Raw genomic sequence first — 25,228 nt, 5'->3', positions numbered from 1 at the left:
GACGGGTCCTTCATGGGACGGAAAGGTTGATATTCGGCTGACGGGCGCCTGCGGCGCGCTCGACCGGTCGGGAGCGAACGCCTATCGTGCCTCGATCATCGCGACGTCGAGGACCAAGCCCGATGGCCGACACCGCAACACCGCTTCCCCCGGATCTGGAAGAACTGATCGGCCGTATCCGTCGGCAACGCGAGGAAAGCGAGAAGTTCGTGGCCGAGCAGAAGAAGCTCATGGCCGAATCGATGAAGCTCGAGCTCGAAGCGAAGAAGTTCGAGCACGAAGCCAGGAAGCTCGAGCACGAGGCGCGGAAACTCGAGCGCGACAGGATGCTCGCACCCTGGCAGATCGCGCTCTCCGGCATGGCGGCCGGCGCGGCCTTCTTCTTCGCCGGTGCCGCCTTCGTCAAGCTGATCGGATCATGACGCCCGCGTCGACCATGATCCGCTTCGCATAAGCCTCAGGCCGCGCAGTCCAGGAACCCGCCCTTGATCGCCTCGGCGTCGAGCTTGCGGCCGATGAACACGACGCGCGACGAGCGGTCCTCGCCGGCCTTCCATTCGGCCTGCAGGTCGCCGTCGAGGATCATGTGCACGCCCTGGAAGACGAAGCGGCGCGGCTCGTCGGGGAACGCGACGATGCCCTTGCAGCGCAGGATGTCCGGGCCCTGGATCGTGGTGAGGTTCGAGATCCACGGCATGAACTTCTCCGGGTCGACCGGGCCGTCGATGCGGGCCGAGAACGACTGCATGTCGCCGTCGTGGTGATGGTGGTGCCCCTCCTCGAGGAAGTCGGGCTCGAGATCGAGGATGCGGCCGAGGTCGAAGGCGTTGCGGCCGAGCACCGCGTCGATCGGCACGTCGCAGTTCGTGGTGCGGTGGAGCTTGGCGTAGGGGTTGATCGCGCGGATCTCGCCCTCGACGCGGGCCATGTCCGCCTCCGAGACCAGGTCGGCCTTATTGAGCAGGATCACGTCGGCGAAGGCGACCTGGTTGCGGGCCTCGGGCGCGTCCTTCAGGCGCTCGGACAGCCACTTGGCATCGGCGACCGTCACCACGGCGTCGAGGCGGGCGGCGTCGCCGACGTCCTGGTCGACGAAGAAGGTCTGGGCGACGGGGGCCGGGTCGGCGAGCCCTGTGGTCTCGACGATGATCGCGTCGAACTTGCCCCGGCGCTTCACCAGCCCGTCCATGATGCGGATCAGGTCGCCGCGCACGGTGCAGCAGACGCAGCCGTTGTTCATCTCGAACACCTCCTCGTCGGCGCCGACGACGAGGTCGTTGTCGATGCCGATCTCGCCGAACTCGTTGACGATCACGGCGTAGCGCTTGCCGTGGTTCTCGGTGAGGATGCGGTTGAGCAGCGTGGTCTTGCCGGCGCCGAGGTAGCCGGTCAGCACGGTGACCGGGATCTTCTCGGAGGTGACCGACTCGGCGTTGGCGGGGCTCTGCGATCCGGACATGGGCGACTCTTCCGACGGGTGATGCGGTGGGCGCCCGCGCTCGCGCCGGGCCGCCGATGACATGTCATATCGTATCATCGGACCGCGGATGGAAGCACCCGAGCGGACGCCGCCCCGCCTCCCGCGGCCGGCATGCGGCTTCGTCGCGAGACCGTCGTGAAGACCTGCCACGACCCATGGCCATGACCAAGCGGTGCCGTTTCCGGTCGCGGCCTCGCCGCGGACCGCGCGGGCGACCGCACGCACGAGCCCGATATCCCGCGAGCCCGATATCCCGAACGTGATCGCCTCGACCCGCCTCGATCGCCTCCCGTCCGCGCTTCCGCACCACCGGGCCATTGTGCCGCCCGGATGCGCGGGATATCGGCGCCTCGGGGAGCCGCCCGTCCCGGGCCTGCCTTAGAAAAGCACCATCGATCGGTTCGATGCATCGGGACGGGTTCCCGCGTTCGACCGCTCCGCACCGGCCCACAACCATCAAGCACCTCCCTCGACCCAAAGACGACAGCGCGATGGACGCCCGCACGCCACTCGATCCCGACACCGACGCGCCGGCGGCCCGGGCGCACGGCCCGCGCCGCCAGGGACTGCTGCCGATCGCGGTCGTGCTGTCGCTGGTGGTCGCCGCCGTCGCCGTGGTCGCGGTGTTCCCGCAGCCGGTGCACGGGTTCCTCGAGACGGTGACGACCTACGCGCGCGGGATGCTCGGCGGCACGAAGGGCGAGGACACCGGCGAGGCCGACGCCCCGCCCTCCTCGGCCGAGCGGATCTTCCGGCCGACGCCGGAGCAGCGCACCACCTTCGAGATCCATCCGGTGGCGACGATGACCTTCCGCCCGGAAGGCTCGGCCGAAGGGCGCATCGCGCTGAACGACGACGACAACGTGCCGGTGGCCTCGCCCTATTCCGGCCGCGTCACGAAGGTGCTCAAGCGCGCGGGCGACGACGTGAAGGCCGGCGACGTGCTCCTCGTCATCGAGGCCACGGACATGGTCCAGGCCCAGAACGACTACCAGAGCGCGCTCAACACCATCCAGAAGCAGCAGGCGCTGCTCAAGCTCGACCAGACCATCGCCGCCCGCCAGCAGGAGCTGTTCGCGGCCAAGGCGGTGGCGCTCAAGGACTACCAGTCGGCCCAGAACGACGTGATCGCCGCCCAGAGCGACCTGAAGACCGCGCAGGCCTCCCTCGACGCGGTGCGCAACCGCCTCAAGCTCCTCGGCAAGACCGACGCGGAGATCGCCGCCTACGAGAAGAACGGCACGATGAGCGCCGAGACGCAGATCCAGGCGCCGATCGCCGGCACCATCGTGCAGCGCAAGGTCGGCATCGGCCAGTACCTCACCACCTCGAGCGACCCGGCCTTCGTGATCGGCGACCTGTCCACGGTGTGGCTGATCGCCAACGTGCGCGAGAGCGAGATCCCGAAGATCCGCATCGGCCAGGAGGTCGAGGCGCGGGTCGCGGGCTTCGGCACGCGGGTGTTCAAGGCGCGGGTGAACTACATGTCGTCGAGCCTCGATCCGGCGACGCGGCGCCTCGCCGTGCGCAGCGAGGTCGACAACCCGGACCGGTCGCTGCGCCCGGAGATGTTCGCCACCTTCACCATCATCACGGGCAAGCCCCAGCCCTCGCCGGCCGTGCCGCTCGCCGCGGTCGTCTACGAGGGCGCGAGCGCCCACGTCTGGGTCGCCCGGCCCGACGGCGCGATCGCGGCGCGCGGCGTCAGCCTCGGCCTGGTCAACGGCGACAACGTCCAGGTCGTCGAGGGGCTCGCCGCCGGCGAGGAGGTCGTCACCCGCGGCGCGCTGTTCATCGACCGCGCCGCGTCGGGCGACAAGGCGTCCTGACCGGACCGGAACCGCCGGAAGGGCACCCGACGCGATGAACAGCCTGATCGTCTTCTCGCTGCGCCAGCGCGTGCTGGTCTGCCTCGGCTTCCTGGTGATGCTGGCGCTCGGCTACGCCAGCTACACCCAGCTCAACATCGAGGCCTATCCCGATCCGGTCCCGCCGCTCGTCGACGTGATCACCCAGAATCCCGGCCAGTCGGCCGACGAGATCGAGCGCTACATCACCATTCCGCTGGAGGTGGCGCTCGCCGGCATCCCCAACGCGCAGGTGGTGCGCACGATCTCGCTGTTCGGCCTGTCCGACGTGAAGGTGCAGTTCAACTACGAGTTCACCTACGAGGAGGCCCTGCAGCGGGTACTCAACCGCCTGTCGCAGGCCCCGCCCCTGCCGAACGGCGCCACGCCGCAGATCTCGCCGACGAGCCCGGTGGGCGAGATCATGCGGTACAAGCTCGTCGGGCCGAAGGGCTTCTCCTCCGCGGAGATGAAGACCCTGCAGGACTGGGTGCTGCAGCGCCGCTTCAAGGCGATCCCCGGCGTCGTCGACGTGACCGCCTTCGGCGGCAAGGCCAAGGAGTACGAGATCGCGGTCGACCTCAACCGCCTCCAGGCCCAGGGCATGACCCTGGTGCAGCTCGTCTCGGCCCTGAACAACTCCTCGATCAACGTCGGCGGCCAGACGCTGAACGTCGGCGAGCAGTCGGCCGTGGTCCGCGGCGTCGGCCTGATCCGCGACATGGACGACATCCGCGACACCATGCTGACCCAGGTCAACGGCACGCCCGTGCTGGTGCGGGACGTCGCCGACGTGCGCGTCTCCAACGCGCCGCGGCTCGGCATCGTCGGGCACGACGGCTCGAGCGACATCGTCGAGGGCATCGTCCTGATGAGCCGCGGCGGCCAGAGCCTGCCGACGCTCCGGCGGGTCGAGGCCGAGATCGAGAAGATCAACGCCTCGACGATCCTGCCGCCGGACGTGAAGATCGAGCGGATCTACGACCGCTCCGGGTTGATCCACACCACCACGCACACGGTGATGCACAACCTCGTCTTCGGCGTGGTGCTGGTCTTCGTGGTGCAGTGGCTCTTTCTCGGGTCGCTGCGCAGCGCGATCATCGTGGCGGCGACGATCCCCTTCGCGCTCGGCTTCGCGATCCTGATCCTGGTGGTGCGCGGCGATTCGGCGAACCTCCTCTCGCTCGGCGCGATCGATTTCGGGCTGATCGTCGACGCCACCGTGATCATGGTCGAGAACGTGTTCCGGCACCTGGCCGAGCCGCACCACACGGAAGGGCAGCCCGCGCCGGGGGGCCTCACCGGGCGGCTCGGCACCATCGCCATCGCCGGCTCGGAGGTGAACCGGGCGATCTTCTTCTCGGCAACGATCATCATCGTCGGCTTCCTGCCGCTGTTCACGATGTCGGGCGTCGAGGGCCACATCTTCGGGCCGATGGCCAAGACCTACGCCTACGCGCTGGTCGGCGGCCTGCTCGCGACCTTCACGGTCTCGCCCGCGCTCTCGGCCGTCATCCTGCCGAAGCACGTGGAGGAGCGCGACACCCTGATCGTGAAGGTGCTGCGCTTCGGCCACGAGATCATCCTCGGCTTCGGCCTGCGCAACCGCATCCTGTCGATCGCCGTGACGGTGGCGATCCTGCTGGTCTCGGGGCTGGCCGCGCGGAACCTCGGCCTCGAGTTCCTGCCCAAGCTCGAGGAGGGCAACCTCTACGTGCGCGGCACGATGCCGGCCTCGATCTCGCTGGAGGCCGGCAACGCCTACGTCGAGCGGCTGCGCAAGATCTTCACCGAGGTGCCGGAGGTCGTCACCGTGATCTCGCACCAGGGACGGCCGAGCGACGGCACCGACGCCACCGGCTTCTTCAACGTCGAGATCCTGGCCCCGCTCAAGCCCATCGACGAATGGCGTAAGGGGCTCGACAAGGAGCAGCTCATCGCCGGCCTGTCGAAGCGCCTCGACGCCGAGTTCCCCGGCATCGAGTTCAACTTCTCCCAGTACATCGAGGACAACGTCCAGGAGGCGGCCTCGGGCGTGAAGGGCGAGAACTCGGTCAAGGTCTACGGCACCGACCTCGCCGCGATCACCAAGGCGGCCAACGACGTGAAGGCGGTGCTCGCCACCGTGCCCGGCGTCACCGATCTCTCGGTCTTCGCCTCGCTGGGCCAGCCGACGGTGCGCATCGACGTCGACCGCCACAAGGCCGCCCGTTACGGCCTCTCGATCGGCGACGTGAACACCACGATCGCCGCCGCGATCGGCGGCCAGACCGCGGGCGACCTCTACGAGTACGGCTCCGACCGGCATTTTCCGATGCGGGTGCGGCTCGCCCGCGAGTACCGCTCCTCGCTGGCCACCATCCGCAACATCACCATCGGCGCAGCCAACCCGAACGGCGGCGTGGTGCAGGTGCCGCTCTCCGAGATCGCCGACGTCGACCTCGTCTCGGGCGCCTCGTTCATCTACCGCGAGGACCAGGAGCGCTACATCCCGGTCAAGTTCTCGGTGCGCGGGCGCGACCTCGGCGGCACCGTGCTGGAGGCGCAGCGGCGCGTCGCCGACGAGGTGACGCTGCCGGCCGGCTACCACCTCGAATGGGTCGGCCAGTTCACCAACCTGCAGGACGCGGTCACCCGCCTCAGCCTCGTGGTGCCGATCACCCTGGTGCTGATCGCGCTGCTGCTGTTCATCAACTTCAACTCGGTCGCCGACATGCTGCTCGGCCTGTCGGTGATCCCGATGGCGATGATCGGCGGCATCTTCGCGCTGGCGCTCACCGGCACCCCGTTCTCGATCTCGGCGGCGATCGGCTTCATCGCCCTGTTCGGCATCTCGACGATGGAGGGCGTGATCCTGCTCGCCTACTACAACCAGCTGATGGAGGAGGGCTGGCAGCGCAAGGAGGCCGTCTGGCACGCCTCGATCGTGCGGATGCGGCCGGTGATGATGACCTGCGTCGCCGCCTGCGTCGGCCTGCTGCCCGCGGCGGTCTCCACCGGCATCGGCTCGCAGGTGCAGAAGCCCCTGGCGCTCGTCGTCGTCGGCGGCATCCTGCTCGCGCCGAACCTGATCCTGGTGGTGGTGCCGGTGCTGATCTCGCTGTTCTCGCGCCGCCGGCCGAACCCGCTCGCGACCCCGGCCGTGCACAGGGCGGCGGCGTGATGGTTTTGATCAGGACGTTGCCGCGCCCCTTCCCTCCCCCCTCTGCGGGGGCGGGTGGGCCTCGCGTCAGCGAGGGTCGGGAGAGGAGAGCGCCATGTCCGGAGAGGTCGCTCCCCTCTCCCGACCCGCTTCGCGGGCCACCCTCCCCCGCGGAGGGGGGAGGGCAAAGCGCGCTCGTCCTCGCAGCCGTGGCGCCGGCACCACAACGCTCGGCCTCCCCGCCGGCGACGCCGCCCGCCGCATTGACTTGCGCCGCCCCCGCGGCGCTCTACCGGGCGGAGGATGGCGCCGTCGCGCGCGCGTCCCGCGTCGGAAGCGTCATGATCGAGACGGCCCTCAACCGCCGGTCCGCACGGGCCGTGGCCCTCGCCGCGAGCCTGGCCCTGTCGGGCTGCGCGGTCGGCCCGAACTACGTCGCGCCCGAGGACCCGCCGGTCGCGCGCTACACCCGCGAGCCGCTGGCGAACCCGAGCGCGGCCGACAAGGTCGCCACCCGGCAGGGCGGCTCGGCCGACCAGAGCTTCGTCTCGGGCGCCGACATCCCCGGCCAGTGGTGGACGCTGTTCCGCTCGAAGGCGCTGAACCGCCTGGTCGAGGAGGCGCTGGCCAACAACCCGAACCTGGAGGCGGCGCAGGCCTCCCTGCGCATCGCGCAGCAGAACGTGCTGGCCCAGAAGGGCACGCTCTATCCCTCGCTCTCGGCCAACCCGCAGGCGCTCGGCGCCAAGGCGCCGGGGCTCGACCTGCAATCGCCGCTGCAGAACCAGAACAACTACCTCTACAGCCTCTACACCCCGCAGGTGACGGTGGCCTTCAATCCCGACGTGTTCGGGCTCAACCGCCGCACCATTGAGGGCCTGGAAGCCACCGCCGAGAACCAGCGCTTCCAGCTCGAGGCGGCCTATCTCAGCCTCACCGCCAACGTCGTCGCCGCCGCGATCCAGGAAGCGGCACTGCGGGCGCAGATCGATGCGACCAAGCGGGTGATCCAGGCGCAGACCGAGGTGCTGACCCTCTACAACAAGCAGCTCTCGCTGGGGCAGATCGCCGGCGCCGACGTGATCCAGCAGCAGGCGGCCCTGTCGCTGTCGCAGCAGCTGCTGCCGCCGCTGGAGAAGCAGCTGGCGCAGCAGCGCAACCTCCTGACCGCGCTCGCCGGCCGGCTCCCGAGCGAGGAGGTGGCCGAGACCTTCACCCTCGCGGCCCTGCGCCTGCCGACGAAGGTGCCGGTGAGCCTGCCCTCGCGCCTGGTGCAGCAGCGGCCGGACGTGAAGGCCGCCGAGGCCCTGGTGCAGCAGGCCAGCGCCGGCATCGGCGTCGCGGTGGCGAACCGCCTGCCGCAATTCGCGATCACCGGCGCCGGCGGCTCGAGCGCGGTGCGGCTCGCGCAGATCGCCAACCCGGGCGCCGGGTTCTTCACCATCCTCGGCCAAGCCACCGCGCCGATCTTCGACGCCGGCACGCTCTACCGCCGCCAGCGCGCCTCCGAGGAGACGCTGACCCAGGCCCAGGCCCAGTATCGCGCCGTGGTGATCGCCGCGTTCCAGAACGTGGCCGACGCGCTGCGCGCGCTGCAGGCGGACGCCGGCGCGGTCGCCGCCGCCTCGGCCGCCGAGAAGGCCACCGGCCAGAGCCTCGAGCTGATCCGCAAGCAATTCTCGGCCGGCGCCGTGAACTCGACCCAGGTGCTGATCGCCCAGCAGGGCTACCTCTCGGCGCTCGTCACCTCGGCCGGCGCGCGCGCGACGCAGTACGCCGACACCGCGGCCCTGTTCCAGGCGCTCGGCGGCGGCTGGTGGAACCGCGCCGACGTCGCCCCGCCCCCGCCCGAGACCGACCCGCTGAAGTTTCTCTAGGCGGCCTCGGCGCAGCCGCCGATCCGGAGCTTGGCGGACGCGCGAGGTGGCAGGGGCGATATCGGCATGGTGCCGTCATCGCCGGAGCCGCTTGCGATCGGCATCACACCCACGCCGTCATTCCGGGACTGCGAAGCAGAGCCCGGAATGACGGAGCGGGCACGGTCATCCCCGCACGAACAGACGGACGCGCGGGGCGATCCGCCCTCAAGCCCCCGCCACCACCAGGACGATCTCTCGGCGGTGCGGCCGGTCGCGGTGCTCGATCAGGTACACGCCCTGCCAGGTGCCGAGGGCGAGGCGGCCGTCCAGAACGGGAATCGTCAGCGCGGAATCGGTGACCATCGTGCGGATGTGGGCGGGCATGTCGTCCGGCCCTTCCGCGCCGTGGACGTAGGCGACGTGGCGCGGGGCGAGACCGTCCAGCGCCGTCATCAGGTCGGCCTGCACGTCGGGGTCGGCGTTCTCCTGGATGGTCAGCGAGGCCGAGGTGTGCCGGCAGAACACCGTGGCGACGCCGTCGCGGACGCCGCTGCCGCGCACGAAGGCGGCAACCGCGTCCGTGAACTCGGTGAAGCCCGGACCCGGCGTCGCGATCGTCAGCCGCGCGCCGGCCTGCCGCCGGATCTCGCCCGAAAACAGGGTCTCGACGGGTCCCACCGTGCCGCGCTTCATTCCGTCGTCTCCAGGGTCGTGCCCGGCATCGTCTCGCGCTCGCCCCGCGACAGGATGCGTTCCAGAAGATCGATCCGGTCGGCCTCGGCCGCCGGCTTGTCCCAGCGGATGCGGCTGACGCGGGGGAATCGCATCGCGACGCCCGACTTGTGCCGGGTCGAGCGTTGCACGCCCTCGAAGGCGATCTCCAGCACCAATCCGCCCTCCATCCCGTAGCCGACCTCGCGCACCGGGCCGAAGCGCTTGACCGTGTGGTTGCGGACGTAGCGGTCGAGCTTGGCCAGCTCGGCGTCGGTGAAGCCGTGATAGGCCTTGCCCACCGGCACCAGCTCGGGGCCGCCCGCGCCGTCCCGCCACACCCCGAACGTGTAGTCGGAGTAGAACGACGAGCGCTTCCCGTGCCCGCGCTGGGCGTACATCATCACCGCGTCGACCAGATGCGGCTCGCGCTTCCACTTCCACCACGGGCCCTTGGGGCGGCCGGGCAGGTACGGGCTGTCGCGGCGCTTGAGCATCACGCCCTCGATCGCGTCGGCGTCGTCGCCCGCCCCGACCGCGGCCGGGTCGGCCCGCGCCGCCGCGAGATCGTCCCAGGTCGCGAACGGCACCAGCGGCGACACGTCGATGCGGGCGTGGTCGAGCGTCGCCACGAACGCCTCCAGCCGGGCGCGCCGCTCCACGAAGCCGAGGGCCCGCAGGTCTTCGCCGTCGGCGGTCAGCAGGTCGTAGGCGCGCACATGGGCCGGGAACTCCTCCATCAGCTTGCCCGTCACCGCCTTGCGGTTGAGGCGCTGCTGCAGGACGTTGAAGCTCTGCACGCGGCCCTCGCGCAGGATCAGCAGCTCGCCGTCCAGCGTGCCGGTGAAGGTGACGGCCTCGGCGAGGTCGGGAAAGGCGCCGGAGATGTCCTCGCCGGTGCGCGAGTAGATCCGCGCCACCTGCCCGCCCGCCGCGTCGCGCCCGCCGACGAGCTGAACGCGGATGCCGTCCCACTTCCACTCGCCGGAGAAGTCGGCCGGGGCGAGCTTGTCGAAGTCGGTCTCCTCCTCGATCGGGTGCGACAGCATCGGCGGCCGGAACGGGGCCGGGTTCAGGGTCTCGGGCCGCGGGCCGCGCCCCTCCGCCCAGGCGAACAGGGTCTCGAAGGGCGCCTTGAGCCCGTGCCAGACCTCCTCGACCGCGTCCGCCTCGTGGCCGCCGAGCGCGCCGACCGCGGTCTTGGCGAGCCGGGCCGAGACGCCGACGCGCAGGTTCCCGGTCACGAGCTTCAGGAGCGCCCAGCGCCCGGTCTCGTCCAGCGCGTCGAGCCAGGTCGCCAGGTGGCCGGGCAGGTCGGCCTTGCGGATGGTGGACAGGGTCTCGACCACCTCGGCGAGCGTCGGCACGTGCGGGGGCGGGTTGTTGTGGCCGGGGCCGGGCGCGCCGACCGGCCCCCCCTCCCGCTCGGGAGAGGGGGCTGGCGCCGCGTCCGCGGCGGGCCCCGGCCAGATCAGCGCGGTCGTCTCGGCGAGGTCGCCGACGTAGTTGTGCGAGAGCCGGAACAGCACCGGGTCGATCCGGGCCTCGACGAGGCCGCGGATCAGCGCGGGCTTGGCCTCGCGAAAGCTCAGGGTGCCGGTCATCGCCGCGAGCGCGTAGCCGCGCTCCGGGTCGGGCGTGCGGGCGAAGTAATCCTGCAGCAGCCGCAGCTTGGCGTTGCGGCGCGGCTCGTAGGCCAGGCGGTCGAGGAGCTCGGCGAACTCGTTCACGCGGCGGCCTCTTCGGCTGCGTCCCCGGCGGCCGGCTCGGCCTCGCCGTCGTCGCCGTAGCCCAGCATGTGCAGCGGCTTGGCCTTGATCCCTTGGCTTCCGCACCAGTGCACCAGCGCGTCCTCCTGCCCGTGCGTCACCCAGACCTCGCCGGCCCCCGTCTCGCGGATGGTGCGGCAGAGATCCGGCCAGTCGGCGTGGTCGGAGATCACCAGCGGCAGCTCGACGCCCTTCTGGCGGGCGCGGGCCCGCACTCGCATCCAGCCCGAGGCGAAGCTCGTGACGGGATCGGGGAATTTTCGCGACCACACGTCCTGGATCGACGAGGGCGGGCACAGCACGATGGCCCCCTTCAGGCTCGCCCGGTCGGCCGCCGCCACCTTGGGGGTCTCGCCGAGCGCGAAGCCCTCGCGCTTGTACAGCTCGGTCAGCTTCTCCATCGCCCCGTGCAGGTGGATCGGCCGGTCGTAGCCGGCCTCGCGCAGCAGCATCATCACCCGCTGCGCCTTGCCGAGCGCGTAGGCGCCGACGATGTGGGCGCGCTCGGGGAACAGCGCCACGGAATCGAGGAGCTTGCGCACCTCCGCCGCGGTGTCGGGCATGCGGAACACCGGCAGGCCGAAGGTCGCCTCGGTGATGAACACGTCGCACGGCACCACCTCGAACGGCAGGCAGGTCGGGTCGCGCGCGCGCTTGTAGTCGCCCGACACCACGACGCGCACGCCCCCGGCCTCGATCGCGATCTGCGCCGAGCCGAGCACGTGGCCGGCGGGGGCGAACCGCACCGTCACGTCGCCGATGCGGATCGGCGCGCCGAGCGCCGCCTCCTGGCGCGCACGGCAGAAGTCCTCGCCGTAGCGCACCGCCATGATGCGCAGGGTCTCGCCGGTGGCCAGCACGCTGTCGTGGCCGGCCCGGGCGTGGTCGGCATGGCCGTGGCTGATCAGCGCCCGCTCGACCGGCCAGGTCGGGTCGACGTGGAAGCGCCCGAGCGGGCAGTACAGCCCCTCGCGGGTGAGGGTGAGAAGGTCGCCGGCGCGAAGCGTCATCGGTCCCGTGGTGACGGTGGATGGGATCGGGGGTGATATAGGGCGTCGTCCCGACGAGACCCGGATCGATCCCCACCATGTCCCAGACCGGCTCCGGCGACCTGCTGGCCGACCGCCGCTTCGCCTATGCCGAGGCGTGCCTGGCCGAGGGCGATTGCGTCGGCGCCGCCGAGATGGCGGAGCAGGCGCTCGAGCGCGCCCCGCGCTTCGCCGCCGCCTGGGTCCTGCTCGGGCGGGCCCGCGAGGCGCGCTACGCCGCCGGGGCCGCGGCCGGCACCGCCGAGCCGGGCCTGTTCCAGGCGGCGTTGCGCGCCTACGAGACCGCCCGCGACCTCGACCCCGAGGACACGCTCGGCATGCTCGTCCACCTCGCGCGCCTCGGTGGCGACGCGGCGCTGCCGGTCCTGTCGCCGGCCTATCTGCGCGCGCTGTTCGACGGCTATGCCGGACGCTTCGAGCGCCACCTCGTGGAGGGCCTGGGCTATTGCGGCCCGGCGCTGCTCTGCGCGGCACTCGATGCGGACGGCCCCCGGCGATACCGCGACGCGATCGATCTCGGCTGCGGCACCGGCCTGATGGGCGCCGCGCTCGGCCCCCGCGTCGAACGGCTCACCGGCGTCGACCTCGCGCCGGCGATGCTGGCGCTTGCCCGGCGGAAGGGCATCTATGCCCGTCTCGTCGAGGCGGGGATCGACGGGTTCCTAGCGGATGCGCCGGCGGCCTCCGCCGACCTCTGCGTCGCGGCCGACGTCTTCATCTACGTCGGCGCGCTCGAGGGCGTTCTCGCCGGGATCGCGCGGGTGCTGCGCCCGGGCGGGCGCGTCGCCTTCACGGTGCAGTCGCACGACGGCGCCGGCGTCGTGCTCGGGCCGGACGGGCGCTACGCCCACGCCGACGCCTGCATCGCGAAGGCCGCGGCCCAGGCCGGCCTCGCCGACCTCGCGCTCCGCCCGGCGGCGGTCCGGCGCGAGCGCGGCCACGACGTTCCCGGCCGAACGGTGATCGCAGTCAAACCCGAGACGTGACGCAGTTTAATCCCTGCGCCGCACAGCAACGTGAGGAAAAACACGCCGCCGTGATGAGCAGGTTGAACCTTGGCCGTGCTCGACCCTTTATAGCCGGCGATTCCGCCAAGACCCGTTCAACGATCTGCGCCTTCCTGCGGGGGCGCGGGCGCGACCCACGACGCTTGCGAGGCATTCCATGGTGAACGAGAAGACCGCTCCCGGCGATCCGCCGGACAAGGCCTTCCCGGCGAGCGCGGCGACCCGCATCCCGCTCGCGATCGTGCTCGCGTTCCTGGCCGGCGCGACGGACTCGATCGGCTTCCTCGAGTTCTCGCAGCTGTTCATGTCGTTCATGTCCGGCAACACCACCCGCTTCGGCGTCGCCGTCGCCAACGCCGACTGGGAGAACACCGCCCGCGTCGTCACGGTGATCCTGGTGTTCTGCTTCGGCGCCTTCCTCGGGACGCTGATCGCCGCCTGGGTCGGCCGCTGGCGACTCTCGGTGCTGCTGACGATCGAGGCCGCGCTGCTGGCGCTCGGCCTGCTGATGCCCTGGGGCACCTTCGCCTTCCCGCTGCACGCCTACCCGATCGTGCTGGCGCTCGGCCTGCAGAACGCGATCCTTCAGGACGAGGGCGGCCGCAGCATCGCGCTCACCTACGTCACCGGCGCGGTGGTCCGCTTCGGCACCGGCATGGCCAACCTGATCCTCGGGACGGTCGCGTCCTCGTTCTGGATCCAGGCGCCGCTCTGGGCCGGGCTCTCCTCCGGCGCGGTCGTCGGCGGCCTGCTGCAGATCCGCTACGGCGAGACCGCCTTCCTGTTCCCGGCGGCGCTCGCCGCCCTGCTCGCCGTGGTCGCGGTGATCCTGACGATCGCCAAGCCCGGCAGCACGCTGGTCGCCGGCTCCTCGCCGGCCCCCGACGCCAGCCCCGACGCGAAGGCGATCGACGCGATCCACTGATCGCCCTCTCTTCCCCTCCCCCCCTCTGCGGGGGGAGGATAGAAACGCTCAATCCACCGGCGCCCCACGCAGGCGCTTGGTCGCGCCGCGCTGGGTCTTGGCCTCGAGCCGGCGCTTCTTCGAGGCGAGGGTCGGGCGCGTGGCCCGGCGCGGCACCGGGGGCACCGCGGCTTCGGCGACGAGCTTGGCCAGCCGCTCGCGGGCATCGGCGCGGTTGCGCTCCTGCGTGCGGAACTGCTGGGCGCTGATCACCAGGACGCCGTCGGCGGTGAGCCGGCGTCCGGCGAGCCGCATCAGCCGCACCGCGACCGCGTCCGGGAGGGCAGCGGAGCGGCGCACGTCGAAGCGCAGCTGCACCGCGGTCGAGAGCTTGTTGACGTTCTGGCCGCCGGGACCCGACGCCCGCACGAAGGTCTCGTGCAGCTCCGCCTCGTCGATGGCGATCTGGGGCGTGCAGACCAGGGCCACGGCCCCCTCCCTTCCGGCTCAGCCGGCTTCCGCCGGGGTGCGCGCCTTCACGGCCAGCGCATGGAGGCCGCGCGCGAACGCTTCGGCCATCAGCGCGTTAACGACGCGGTGACGGTCGACGCGGCTCTTCCCCTCGAAGGCGGCCGAGACCACATCGATGCGAAAGTGCGTCTCGCCCCCCGGCCGCGCGCCGGAATGGCCGGCATGCAGGTGGGATTCGTCCACCACCGAGAGGCGCGCGGGCGCGAGTTCCGCTGCCAGCTTACCCTCGATCCAGTCCCGCAGCGTCGCTGTCTCGGTCATCCGCCCGTCCCTCGTCTCACCCGAACAGCCGCGTCACCAAGCGGTCGGGCCGTCAAGCCCGTTCGCCCGCATGCGTCATCAGGCCCGGCGCCCTTGTGTCTCGGGTCCGCCCCCTCATAATCGCCCCGTCATGGATCTCAACTCGCCCCTGTTCGACAGCATCCGCATCCGGCGCACCTGCGACGAGCCGAAGACCGCGGCCGGCAAGACCGCCGGCGGGAAGACCGCGAGCGGCAAGCCCGCCGGCACCTGCGAGGCGGAGGGCTGCACCCATGCGGGCCTGTTCCGCGCGCCCAAGGGCCGCCGCGCCGAAGGGCAGTACTGGAACTTCTGCATCGACCACGTGAAGGCCTACAACGCCACGTACAACTATTTCGACGGCATGAACGACGACGCCGTCCAGGCCTTCCAGAAGGACGCGATCATCGGCCACCGCCCGACCTGGGCGATGGGCGTCAACCGCCCGGCGAGCGCCAAGGCGGCCGACGCGCCGCCGCGCGACTGGGCCTATGTCGACCCGCTCGGCGTGCTGCGCGCCGAGGGCGTCGGCGGCGCCCGCGGGCGGCAGGCCCCGGCCGAGCCCGCGCGCCCGAAGCTTTCGGCGACCGTGCGCCGGGCGCTCGACGTGCTCGGCCTCGAGGAAGGCGCCGACACCGCCGCGATCAAGGCGCAGTACAAGTCCCTGGTGAAGCGCTTCCACCCCGACGCCAACGGCGGCGACCGCTCGTTCGAGGAGCGCCTGCGCGACATCATCCGGGCGCACGACGTGCTGCGCGCGGCCGGGCTCTGCTGAGGCGGCTCGGCACGATCGATGCAAAGTCGACCGTCGCGCCGTCGTCGGCGGCTTTCGCGCGCGGACGACCGGCAATTTTCGATTGCAGGCCTATATGGGGGTCTTGCACCCGATCCGGCCCGTCTGTGGCGCCCCGGCGCGACGACGTTTAAGGAAGGGCCTGCATCCCGGCAGCGACTGGCCGGCGAGGCGAGGCCCGAGACAAGTTCCGCGCGGCTTTCGATCCGATGCCCTTCGGAAGACCGCCCCTACGAGGTTCCGTATGCTCTCTGACGACAAGCCCGCCATGCTCCCCGACCGCACCGTCTCCGTCCGCGCCACCTTCGGCATCGACATCGACCTCGAGGTTCCCGCGTTCTCCGAGACCAGCGAGCACGTGCCGGATCTCGATGTGGACTACATCTTCGACCGCGAGACGACGCTGGCGATCCTGGCGGGCTTCGCGCGCAACCGCCGCGTCATGGTCACCGGCTATCACGGCACCGGCAAGTCGACCCATATCGAGCAGGTCGCCGCCCGGCTGAACTGGCCCTGCGTGCGGATCAACCTCGACAGCCACGTCTCGCGCATCGACCTCGTCGGCAAGGACGCGATCGTGCTGCAGGACGGCAAGCAGATCACCGCCTTCCAGGACGGGATCCTGCCCTGGGCGCTGCAGAACAACGTCGCGCTGGTCTTCGACGAGTACGATGCCGGACGGCCCGACGTGATGTTCGTGATCCAGCGCGTGCTGGAGCTCTCCGGCCGCCTGACGCTGCTCGACCAGAAGCGGGTCATCCGCCCGCACCCGGCCTTCCGGCTGTTCGCCACCGCCAACACGGTGGGCCTCGGCGACACCTCGGGCCTCTATCACGGCACCCAGCAGATCAACCAGGGCCAGATGGACCGCTGGTCGATCGTCACCACCCTGAACTACCTGCCGCACGACCGCGAGGTCGACATCGTGCTGTCGAAGGCGCTGCACTACAAGGGCGACCCCGGCCGCGACATCGTCAGCCGCATGGTCCGCGTCGCCGACCTGACCCGCAACGCCTTCATGAACGGCGACCTCTCGACGGTGATGAGCCCGCGCACGGTGATCACCTGGGCCGAAAACGCCGACATCTTCCGCGACATCGGCTTCGCCTTCCGGGTCACCTTCCTCAACAAGTGCGACGAGCTGGAGCGGACGCTGGTCGCCGAGTTCTACCAGCGCGCCTTCGGCAAGGAGCTGCCCGAGAGCGCGATGAACGTCGCGCTGAGCTGATCGACGATGGAGGAATCGATGGCGCAGGTTGCTTCGGGCCCGGAGACGGAGCCAGCCGGCTTCGCGTCGCCGCGCGCGGGTACGCGCCACGAAGCTGACCTCTACACGTGGGTGCAGGAGCAAGTGGCCCACCTTCGCGCTGGCCGGGTCGAGGTTCTCGATCTCGACAACATCGCTGAGGAACTGAGCGACGTGGGTTCGGAGCAGTACGATAAGCTAGAGAGCGCGATCGAGGTCCTGCTCGCCCATGCCCTGAAGTGGGACTTCCAGCCGGAACGCCGGAGCAGGAGCTGGGCGTTGACCATCGCGGAGCAGCGCCTGCGGATCGAGAGGCAGTTGCGCAAGAACCCCGGCCTGAAGTCGCGCATCGCGGAGGCGGTCACCGACGGATTCCGGACCGGCAGGCTTCGGGCTGCGCGCGAGATGCGTCGCTCGCTCGAGACCCTCCCCACCGACAATCCCTACGCCTGGGACGACATCCTGAACCGCCCCTTCGAACTCGACGCCGACCGGTAGCACCCATGTCCATCTCCAACCGCAAGCCGGGCGAGCGCCGCGAGCCGGTCGCCGAGCCCCTGAAGCGCTCGGTCGCCGGGTGCCTGCGCGCCATCGCCAAGCGCTCCGAGGTCGAGGTCACCTACGCCACCGACCGGCCGGCGCTGACCGGCGACAAGGCGCGCCTGCCCGAGCCGCCGCGCAAGCTCACGGTCGGGGACGTCGCGGTGCTCCGCGGCAACGCCGACGCCATGGCCCTGCGCCTGGGCTGCCACGACATCGCCGTCCACCGCCGGCTCGCGCCCGAGAATTCCGCGGCGCGCGCGGTGTTCGACGCGGTCGAGCAGGCCCGCGTCGAGGCGATCGGCTCGCGGCGGATGTCGGGCGTCGCCACCAACATCTCCGCGATGCTAGAGGACCGCTACCACCGCGGCGGCAAGTACGAGACCATCACCGACCGCGCCGACGCGCCGATGGAGGATGCCGTCGCGCTGATGGTGCGCGAGCGCCTGACCGGCCAGAAGCCGCCGGAGGCCGCCAAGCGCATCGTCGAGCTGTGGCGCGCGCACATCGAGGACAAGGCCGGCCCGAACCTCGACGGGCTGATCGGCTCGATCGAGGATCAGCGCGGGTTCGGCCGCTCGGTGCGCGAGCTGCTCTCCTCCCTCGACATGGCCGACGAGACCCCGTTCGACCCCGAGGACGACGAGAACGACGACGAGAACGAGGCCCAGGACGACGAGCAGACCCCGAGCGAGGGCGATGCCGAGGAGCAGAGCCAGGGCGACCGCGCCGAGGTCGAGACCTCGGAGGAGGCCTCCGACGACATCGAGGAAGGCGCGCAGGAGGCGGCCGACGCGCCGTCCGGCGAGCTTCCCGAGGAATCCGAGGACGCGGAATCCGAGGAGGCCTCCGAATCCTGGCGGCCGCCGTCGAAGGTCGCCAACGAGCTGCGCGGGCCGGACTACCGGGTGTTCAATCCGAGGTTCGACGAGGTGATCCACGCCGAGGACCTGTGCGACGCCGAGGAGCTGGCGCGGCTGCGCAGCTACCTCGACAAGCAGCTGTCGCATCTCCAGGGCGTGGTCGGGCGGCTGGCCAACCGCCTCCAGCGCCGGCTGCTGGCGCAGCAGAACCGCGCCTGGGACTTCGACCTCGAAGAGGGCCAGATCGACCCGGCGCGCCTGGTGCGCGTGGTCATCGACCCGTTCCAGCCGCTGTCCTTCAAGCAGGAGAAGGACACGAACTTCCGCGACACCGTGGTGACGCTGCTGCTCGACAATTCCGGCTCGATGCGGGGGCGCCCGATCACCGTCGCCGCGACCTGCGCCGACATCCTGGCCCGCACCCTCGAGCGCTGCGGCGTGAAGGTCGAGATCCTGGGCTTCACCACCCGCGCCTGGAAGGGCGGCCAGTCGCGCGAGGCGTGGCTCGCCGCCGGCAAGCCGAACGCGCCGGGCCGCCTCAACGACCTGCGCCACATCGTCTACAAGAGCGCCGACGCGCCCTGGCGCCGGGCGCGCAAGAATCTCGGGCTGATGATGCGCGAGGGCCTGCTCAAGGAGAACATCGACGGCGAGGCGCTGGACTGGGCGCACAAGCGCATCCTGGCCCGGCCCGAGCAGCGCAAGATCATGATGGTGATCTCGGACGGCGCGCCGGTCGACGACTCGACGCTGTCGGTCAACGCCGGCAACTATCTCGAGCGCCACCTGCGCTGGATGATCGAGGAGATCGAGCAGCGCTCGCCGGTGGAGCTGCTGGCCATCGGCATCGGCCACGACGTGACCCGCTACTACCGTCGCGCAGTCACGATCATCGACGCCGAGGAGCTCGGCGGCGCGATGACGGAAAAGCTCGCCGAGCTGTTCGAGGAGGATGCCGGCGGCCGCGCCCCGATGCGCGCCGCCGGCGGACGCCTCCGCTGACGCCTCAGGCCAGCGCCCGCAGGGCGATCAGCACGGCGAGGTGCCCCGGGTAGAACGCCTGCAGCGCGTAGGGCGGCAGGAAGCGCAGTCGGCCGCGTAGCCGGAGGGCGGCGAGCAGGACCAGCGGGACGCCGACGCCGATCGTCGCGGCGTCGGCGAGAGCCGAGAGGGACGCGGCCTCGCCCCGCGGGTGCCAGCCGTGCCAGTTCAGCCCGACGATCGCGGCGACGAGCCAGGCGCCGTAGGCGCGCGGTTCGCGGAGCGCGAGAAGGATCGCCGCCGGCAGCAGGATGCCGGCCAGGCCGAAATCCACCGCCGTCTTGGCGAGCGCGGGGGCGAGGAACACCACGGCGAGGCCGAGCGCCAGGGCCGCGTGGCGTAGCTGAGGGCGTCCCCTCTCGAGCGCGGTCGCAAACGCGATGCCCGCCGCCAGGGTGAACAGGATCGACCCCTCGGTCGTGCCGAAGGGGAAGGCGGCGGCGTAGATCGCCTGCGTCGGCACCGCGAGGGCGAGCAGCGCCAGCCCGTAGCGGCCGGGATCGGCGCCGCGCAGGATGTGCAGCACGGACACCACGCAGAACAGCGGGAAGGCGATCCGCCCGAGCCGCCACAGGGCGACGGCGTGGCCGTCGAGCAGGATGGTGTCGACGTGGTCGCCGACCATCAGCACGGCGGCGGCCCCCTTGATCGCATCGAGGGGCGCGCCGGCGAACGACGCGGCGGGCACGAAAAAACCGCCGGCATGGGGGTCCATGCGGCGGTTCATGATCTCACATCGCCCGGAGGCGACCGCTTCAGGCAGCGACGGCGTCCGGAGCCGCGGTCTCGCCGAGCTTCTTGTGGATCTCGCGCTTGAGGAGCTTGGCCGTCTGCGACAGCTCGACCTCGTGCGCCTTCACGAGGAAGGCGTCGAGGCCGCCGCGGTGCTCGACCGAGCGGAGCGCGTGCGCGGTGACGCGCAGGCGCACGCGGCGGTTCAGCGCGTCCGAGGTCAGCGTGACGTTGCAGAGGTTCGGCAGGAACCGGCACTTCGTCTTGCGGTTCGAATGGCTCACGAGGTGGCCGACCTGAACGGCCTTGCCGGTGAGTTCGCAGCGGCGTGCCATGATAACGCTATCCTGTCTCGTTCCTGGGCGATGCGGACCCGCCCTCCCGGGCCGGATGCGCCGCCTGCGCGGCCCCACCCGAACGTCGTTCCAGGTCTCGCGCAGTCGTGTCTGAGTGGCGGCCTATAGGCGAGACGGCCCGGGACCGTCAAGGCAAAACCCGACCGGGCGCCCGGATTGGGGGCGCGTGCGGACGCGCACGACGCCGCCGGCGTCGCGGCGCGTGCCGTCGCCCGGTCGATATGAGCACGGAACGGCCGAGGGTCCAAGCGCGGAGGCGGGAAGGCTTGCGCGGGCGACGCCGCCTCGGCCCTGCGGCGACCCGCCGGCCCGGCAGCCAGGAGCCCTGGGCGCGCGCGGAACGGCCTGTTAACCATGCGGCTCGGATAACCGTCGCCTGGGCAGCCCCGGGGCTCCGCGTCGTCGGGGCCGGTGCCCGGACGACCTCGTGAGGATGCGATTCGGACCATGAGCGCCCGCCCCCACCGCAGCGCCTTCCCACTGATGCGCCTCGTTCTCGCCGCCGCCCTCGGCGCCGGCGCCCTCTCGCCGGCCGAGGCGCGGGAGCGCAAGGCCGCGCCCGCCAGCATCGCCGTCGATTACGGCATCGCGCTCGCCGGCCTGTCGATCGGCACCGCGCGGCTCGCCGGCACCTTCGAGAACGCGAAGTACCGCGTCGACGTCTCGGCGACGCTGACCGGTCTCGTCGGCGCGATCACCGGCGGTCAGGGCTCGGCCCGCTCCGCCGGGATCATCGCCGCCGCGCCGCAGCCCAACACCTTCTCGATCGCGACGCGGACCGCCAATTCGGGGATCGCCGTGCGCATGGCGCTCGCCCACGGCAACGTCACCCAGTCCGAGGTCACGCCGCCGCTGGTCGACATGGACGACCGCGTGCCGGTGACGCCCGCCAACAAGCGCCGGATCATGGACCCGGCCAGCGCCCTGCTGATGCCGGCCCAGGCCTCCGGCGACCTGACCAACCCGGACAATTGCAACCGCACGCTGCCGGTCTTCGACGGCGCGACCCGCTTCAACGTGGTCCTGAGCTACGGCGAGACCCGGGCGGTGGAGAAGCCGGGCTATTCCGGCCCGGTGCTGGTCTGCAACGCCCGCTACCAGGCGGTCGCCGGCCACCGGCCGGACCGGCCCGGGGTGCGCTTCATGGAGGAGAACCGCGACATGTCGGTCTGGCTCGCGCCGGTCGAGGGCACGCGGATGCTGGTGCCGATGCGCATCTCGGTGCGCACCACGGTGGGCACCAACATCATCGAGGCGACCCGCTGGGTGCGCGGCACGGCCACCGCCGAGGCGCCGGCCACGACCGGCAGCCTCGCGAGCCGCTGAGGATGCGCGGCGCCGCGCTCGCGACGATCCTGGCGGCCTTCGCGCTGCCCGCATCCGGGCCGCGCCCGGCCGCGGCCGCGCCGCTGGAGGCCGGTGCCAGCCCCTGCGGCGGAAACGCCTACTCCTCGGCCGAGGTGACGGAGGGTCGCGGACGGCGGCGCGGGCCGCTCACCGCCGTGCCGGACACGCTCTGCGCCGACATCGAGACCGGGCAGCCGCCGACGCGGATCGAGCTCTACGGCATCCCGGATCGCGACGGATCGGCTTACGGCCTTGGCGGAGCGCCCGGAAGCGCCCCATATGAGCGCTCGTTCCGGCGCCGGCCGTCGGCCGACTGACGATCTCGCCCTTCCGGGGCGGGGCCCGTCGCCACCCGGCGTCCCGCGCCGTGCGGCTCCCAGCGCCGAAGGGATTGCTCCGATCCTCCAGCACCGCCGCTCCCTTCCGCCCTCGGCCCGCGCGCGCGGGGTCACGGCGGTGCTGGGGCCGACCAACACCGGCAAGACGCACCTGGCGATCGAGCGCATGCTGGCCCATCCCACCGGGATGATCGGCCTGCCGCTGCGGCTGCTCGCCCGCGAGGTCTACCTGCGGGTCGTGGCCCGCGTCGGCGTCGACAAGGTCGCGCTGGTCACCGGCGAGGAGAAGATCAAGCCGGACCGGCCGCGCTACTGGATCTCCACCATCGAGGCGATGCCGCGCGACCTCGACGTCGCCTTCGTGGCGATCGACGAGATCCAGCTCTCCGCCGACATGGACCGCGGCCACGTCTTCACCGACCGCCTGCTGAACCAGCGCGGCCGCGAGGAGACCCTGCTGATCGGCTCCTCGACGATCCTGCCTCTGGTGCAGGCGCTGATCCCCAACGTCCACACCACCACGCGCCCGCGCCTGTCGACGCTGACCTATGCCGGCGAGAAGAAGCTCGGGCGGATGCCGCGGCGCACCGCGATCGTCGCGTTCTCGGCCGAGGAGGTCTACGCCATCGCCGAGCTGATCCGGCGCCAGCGCGGCGGCGCCGCCGTGGTGCTCGGCGCGCTCTCGCCGCGCACCCGCAACGCGCAGGTCGAGCTCTACCAGTCCGGCGACGTCGACTATCTCGTCGCCACCGACGCCGTCGGGATGGGCCTCAACCTCGACGTCGACCACGTCGCCTTCGCCGCCACCTGGAAGTACGACGGGACCCGCTTCCGCAAGCTGACGCCCGCCGAGCTCGGGCAGATCGCGGGCCGCGCCGGGCGCCACCTCTCGGACGGCACCTTCGGCTCGACCGGGCGCTGCCGCCCGTTCGAGCCCGAGATGATCGAGCGGCTGGAGAACCACGATTTCGACCCCTTGCGCATCCTGCAATGGCGCAACCCGGACCTCGACTACGGCTCCCTCGAGGCGCTGCAGGCGAGCCTCGACGTGCATCCGAGCGAGCAGGGCCTGACGCGGGCGCCGATGGGCGAGGACCAGCAGGCCCTCGAGATCCTGATGAAGGAGGACGACATCCGCGACCTGTCGCGGAGCCAGTCCGCGGTGCGCCGCCTGTGGGACGTCTGCGGCGTGCCGGACTACCGCAAGGTCCACCCGCAGGTGCATGCCGACCTCGTGGCCGAGCTCTACCGCTTCCTGATGAAGGGCATGGCCGGTCGCATCCCCGACACCTGGTTCGCCGAGCAGGTGGCGATGATCGACCGCACCGACGGCGACATCGAGACCCTGTCGCGCCGGATCGCCCACGGGCGCACCTGGACCTTCGTCGCCAACCGCCCCGATTGGCTTCGCGATCCGGAACATTGGCAGGGCGAGACGCGTCGGGTAGAGGACAGGCTGTCCGACGCCCTGCACGAACGCCTCGCGAGCCGCTTCGTCGATCGGCGCACCAGCGTCCTGATGCGGCGCCTGAGAGAGAACACGATGCTCGAAGCCCAGATTACCCCCGACGGTGACGTGACCGTCGAGGGTCAACATGTCGGCCACCTCCACGGCTTCCTGTTCGTGCCCGATGCCAGCGCCGAGGGCCACGAGGCCAAGACGCTCCGCAGCGCCGCCGAGAAGGGCCTCGCCGGCGAGATCGAGGCCCGCGCCGAGCGCTTCGCCGCAGCCGCCGACGCCTCGCTGGTGCTGAGCCACGACGGCGTGATCCGCTGGACCGGCGCGCCGGTGGCCAAGCTCGCCCCCGGCGACAAGATCTTCGCGCCCCAGATCCGCCTGCTTGCCGACGAGGCGCTCGCCGGCCCCGCCCGCGAGAAGGTGGTGGCGCGCCTCGACGCCTGGCTGAAGGCGCACGTGACGCGCCTGCTCGGCCCGCTGATCGAGATCGAGACCGCCGCCGACCTCGCGGGCCTCGCCAAGGGCATCGGCTTCCAGGTCGTCGAGGCGCTCGGCGTGCTGGAGCGCGCCCGCGTGGCGCAGGAGATGCGCACGCTCGACCAGGACGGCCGCGGCGCGCTGCGCCGGCACGGCGTCCGCTTCGGCGCCTACCACCTGTTCCTGCCGGCCCTGCTCAAGCCGGCGCCGCGGACGCTGGCCGCCCAGCTCTGGGCCCTGCAGAACGGCGGCCTCGAGCAGCGCGGCCTCGACGAGATCGGGCATCTCGCCGGCTCCGGCCGCACCTCGATCAAGGTCGATCCCGAGATCGCCAAGGGGCTCTATCGCGCCGCCGGCTTCCGCGTCTGCGGCGGGCGCGCCGTGCGCGTGGACATCCTCGAGCGGCTCGCCGACCTGATCCGCCCCGCGGTCGCCTACCGCCCCGGCACCACGCCCGGCGCGCCGCCCCCCGGCACCGCGGACAAGGACGGGTTCGTCGCCACCGTCGGCATGACCTCGCTGGTCGGCTGCTCGGGCGAGGACTTCGCCTCGATCCTGACCTCGCTGGGCTACGCCGCCGAGACCCGGCCCGGCCCCGCGATCACGGTGCCGCTGCTGCCCGCCGCGTCGACGACGCCGGTCCAGCCCGCCCCCGCCGCGGAAGCCAAGCCCGAGGCGACCTCCGAGACCGAAGTCGCCGAGGACGCGCCCGCCGACGCGGCGACCTCGGAGGCCGTCTCGGAGCCGGCGGAGCCGAACGCGCCGGATGCGGAGGCCGTCCACGGCGACGCGCCCGAGGCAACGCACGAGCCCGAGGCGACGCCTGCCGCCGAGGAGCCGGTTGCGGAAGCAGTGCCCGCCGAGGACGCCGTCGCCGAGCCGGCGACGGACGAGGCAGGCGTCGAGGCGACGGCGGCCGAGCCCGCCGAGGCGCCGGCGACCGAGGCGGCTACGGCCGAGGCCCCGACGGTCGGCGAGGGTGCCGTCGCGCCGGCGGCCGACGCGATTCCCGCCGAGGCCGCGTCCGAGCTTCTCGCCGACACCGTCGCCGAGGAGCCGGCGACCATCGAGGTGTGGACGCTGCAGCGTCACCAGCGCCAGGCCAACCCGCGCCCGAACCGCCCGCGCGGTGCCGGCCGCGGCCGCGACGGCGCCCCGGGCGCGCCCCAGGGCGAGCGCCGCGAGGGCGAGCCGCGCCGGGACGGCGGTCGCGACCGGCCGCGCCCCCATGCGGCCGAGGGCCGCGACCGGCCGCCGCGGCCGGACGGACCCCGGCCCGAGGGCGGCGGCCCGGAGGGTCCGCGCCGCCACGACGGCCCGCGCCGCGAGCGCTTCGAGCCCGGGGCCCGACCCGACCGGCGCGACGAGCCGGGCCAGGGCGGCCCCAGGGCGGAGGCGCGGCCCCGGCCGCGCGAGCGGGGGACGGACCCCGCGCCGCCGTGCGCCAAGGTCGCGGCC

The 25,228-nt window shown here is 71.8% G+C and carries 21 protein-coding genes; 13 read left to right on the top strand and 8 right to left on the bottom strand.

The features are described 5' to 3' along the window. Positions 1 to 122: 122 nt before the first annotated feature. On the top strand, positions 123 to 422 hold the full coding sequence (locus tag MKK60_RS18895; protein WP_243988157.1) for a hypothetical protein: 300 nt from the start codon (positions 123 to 125) through the stop codon (positions 420 to 422). 35 nt (positions 423 to 457) lie between these two features. On the opposite strand, the gene MKK60_RS18890 is transcribed toward MKK60_RS18895, so the two are convergent. Further along, positions 458 to 1,459: a CobW family GTP-binding protein gene (locus MKK60_RS18890; protein ID WP_243933412.1), complete on the bottom strand. Its 1,002-nt coding sequence runs from the start codon at positions 1,457 to 1,459 to the stop codon at positions 458 to 460. Positions 1,460 to 1,971: 512 nt separating this feature from the next. Here MKK60_RS18890 and MKK60_RS18885 point away from each other — a divergent pair. The 3 genes from MKK60_RS18885 to MKK60_RS18875 all read left to right on the top strand — a co-directional run bounded on the left by MKK60_RS18885 (position 1,972) and on the right by MKK60_RS18875 (position 8,346). Then, on the top strand, positions 1,972 to 3,309 hold the full coding sequence (locus MKK60_RS18885; RefSeq protein WP_243988156.1) for an efflux RND transporter periplasmic adaptor subunit: 1,338 nt from the start codon (positions 1,972 to 1,974) through the stop codon (positions 3,307 to 3,309). 34 nt (positions 3,310 to 3,343) lie between these two features. Further along, complete coding sequence (locus tag MKK60_RS18880) at positions 3,344 to 6,490, top strand: efflux RND transporter permease subunit (protein WP_243988155.1); 3,147 nt, start codon at positions 3,344 to 3,346, stop codon at positions 6,488 to 6,490. A 320-nt stretch (positions 6,491 to 6,810) separates the two neighbouring features. Beyond that, complete coding sequence (locus MKK60_RS18875) at positions 6,811 to 8,346, top strand: efflux transporter outer membrane subunit (RefSeq protein ID WP_147726416.1); 1,536 nt, start codon at positions 6,811 to 6,813, stop codon at positions 8,344 to 8,346. A gap of 207 nt (positions 8,347 to 8,553) precedes the next feature. On the opposite strand, the gene MKK60_RS18870 is transcribed toward MKK60_RS18875, so the two are convergent. From MKK60_RS18870 to MKK60_RS18860, 3 genes are read right to left on the bottom strand one after another with little or no spacing between them, the layout of a single operon-like run. Continuing rightward, a complete protein-coding gene (locus tag MKK60_RS18870) occupies positions 8,554 to 9,021 on the bottom strand; it encodes a secondary thiamine-phosphate synthase enzyme YjbQ (protein WP_147843099.1) in 468 nt (155 codons plus the stop codon). Beyond that, positions 9,018 to 10,769 carry a cisplatin damage response ATP-dependent DNA ligase gene (locus tag MKK60_RS18865; protein ID WP_243988154.1) on the bottom strand — a complete coding sequence of 584 codons (1,752 nt, stop codon included), beginning with the start codon at positions 10,767 to 10,769 and terminating at the stop codon, positions 9,018 to 9,020. Before MKK60_RS18865 ends, MKK60_RS18870 begins: the two co-directional genes overlap by 4 nt. Then, on the bottom strand, positions 10,766 to 11,818 hold the full coding sequence (locus tag MKK60_RS18860; RefSeq protein ID WP_243988153.1) for a ligase-associated DNA damage response exonuclease: 1,053 nt from the start codon (positions 11,816 to 11,818) through the stop codon (positions 10,766 to 10,768). Before MKK60_RS18860 ends, MKK60_RS18865 begins: the two co-directional genes overlap by 4 nt. Before the next feature lie 77 nt (positions 11,819 to 11,895). On the opposite strand from MKK60_RS18860, the gene MKK60_RS18855 reads away from it, so the two are divergent. After that, the gene (locus tag MKK60_RS18855) at positions 11,896 to 12,843 is read left to right on the top strand and encodes a class I SAM-dependent DNA methyltransferase (protein ID WP_243951483.1); all 948 of its coding nucleotides are present in this window, start codon (positions 11,896 to 11,898) and stop codon (positions 12,841 to 12,843) included. Between the two features lie 178 nt (positions 12,844 to 13,021). Next, the gene (locus tag MKK60_RS18850; RefSeq protein ID WP_147729555.1) at positions 13,022 to 13,789 is read left to right on the top strand and encodes a YoaK family protein; all 768 of its coding nucleotides are present in this window, start codon (positions 13,022 to 13,024) and stop codon (positions 13,787 to 13,789) included. Positions 13,790 to 13,837: 48 nt separating this feature from the next. Here the strand turns inward: MKK60_RS18850 and arfB are convergent, their stop codons facing one another. After that, a complete protein-coding gene (gene arfB / locus MKK60_RS18845; RefSeq protein WP_147729556.1) occupies positions 13,838 to 14,257 on the bottom strand; it encodes an alternative ribosome rescue aminoacyl-tRNA hydrolase ArfB in 420 nt (139 codons plus the stop codon). A gap of 18 nt (positions 14,258 to 14,275) precedes the next feature. Then, positions 14,276 to 14,560, bottom strand: a complete 285-nt coding sequence (locus tag MKK60_RS18840) for a BolA family protein (RefSeq protein WP_147729557.1) — start codon at positions 14,558 to 14,560, stop codon at positions 14,276 to 14,278. 130 nt (positions 14,561 to 14,690) lie between these two features. On the opposite strand from MKK60_RS18840, the gene MKK60_RS18835 reads away from it, so the two are divergent. The 4 genes from MKK60_RS18835 to cobT all read left to right on the top strand — a co-directional run bounded on the left by MKK60_RS18835 (position 14,691) and on the right by cobT (position 19,022). Continuing rightward, positions 14,691 to 15,353, top strand: coding sequence for a J domain-containing protein (locus MKK60_RS18835; RefSeq protein ID WP_147860001.1), 663 nt, complete (start codon positions 14,691 to 14,693; stop codon positions 15,351 to 15,353). Between the two features lie 262 nt (positions 15,354 to 15,615). After that, positions 15,616 to 16,599 (top strand): cobaltochelatase subunit CobS, encoded by a 984-nt coding sequence (gene cobS / locus MKK60_RS18830; RefSeq protein WP_243988152.1) that lies wholly within the window; start codon positions 15,616 to 15,618, stop codon positions 16,597 to 16,599. Positions 16,600 to 16,617: 18 nt separating this feature from the next. After that, on the top strand, positions 16,618 to 17,115 hold the full coding sequence (locus MKK60_RS18825; RefSeq protein ID WP_243933877.1) for a DUF29 domain-containing protein: 498 nt from the start codon (positions 16,618 to 16,620) through the stop codon (positions 17,113 to 17,115). A gap of 5 nt (positions 17,116 to 17,120) precedes the next feature. Next, a complete protein-coding gene (cobT, locus tag MKK60_RS18820) occupies positions 17,121 to 19,022 on the top strand; it encodes a cobaltochelatase subunit CobT (protein WP_243988151.1) in 1,902 nt (633 codons plus the stop codon). Positions 19,023 to 19,026: 4 nt separating this feature from the next. On the opposite strand, the gene MKK60_RS18815 is transcribed toward cobT, so the two are convergent. Continuing rightward, entirely contained in the window at positions 19,027 to 19,788 is a 762-nt protein-coding gene (locus tag MKK60_RS18815; protein WP_243988150.1) for a TraX family protein, read from the bottom strand. A 28-nt stretch (positions 19,789 to 19,816) separates the two neighbouring features. Further along, positions 19,817 to 20,128: a 50S ribosomal protein L28 gene (gene rpmB / locus MKK60_RS18810; protein ID WP_147728548.1), complete on the bottom strand. Its 312-nt coding sequence runs from the start codon at positions 20,126 to 20,128 to the stop codon at positions 19,817 to 19,819. A 468-nt stretch (positions 20,129 to 20,596) separates the two neighbouring features. Here rpmB and MKK60_RS18805 point away from each other — a divergent pair, with 468 nt between their 5' ends. The 3 genes from MKK60_RS18805 to MKK60_RS18795 all read left to right on the top strand — a co-directional run. Beyond that, entirely contained in the window at positions 20,597 to 21,475 is an 879-nt protein-coding gene (locus MKK60_RS18805) for a DUF3108 domain-containing protein (protein WP_243988149.1), read from the top strand. Positions 21,476 to 21,477: 2 nt separating this feature from the next. Beyond that, on the top strand, positions 21,478 to 21,813 hold the full coding sequence (locus tag MKK60_RS18800) for a hypothetical protein (protein WP_243988148.1): 336 nt from the start codon (positions 21,478 to 21,480) through the stop codon (positions 21,811 to 21,813). Between the two features lie 139 nt (positions 21,814 to 21,952). Then, positions 21,953 to 25,228, top strand: a 3,276-nt coding sequence (locus tag MKK60_RS18795; protein WP_409567424.1) for a helicase-related protein, incomplete at its 3' end; no start/stop codon positions are given.

The organism is Methylobacterium sp. J-092, assembly GCF_022829325.1.
Classification (GTDB): domain Bacteria; phylum Pseudomonadota; class Alphaproteobacteria; order Rhizobiales; family Beijerinckiaceae; genus Methylobacterium.
The sequence above is the reverse complement of the archived record's forward strand: the minus strand, read 5'-3'. Positions and strand labels throughout refer to the sequence as shown.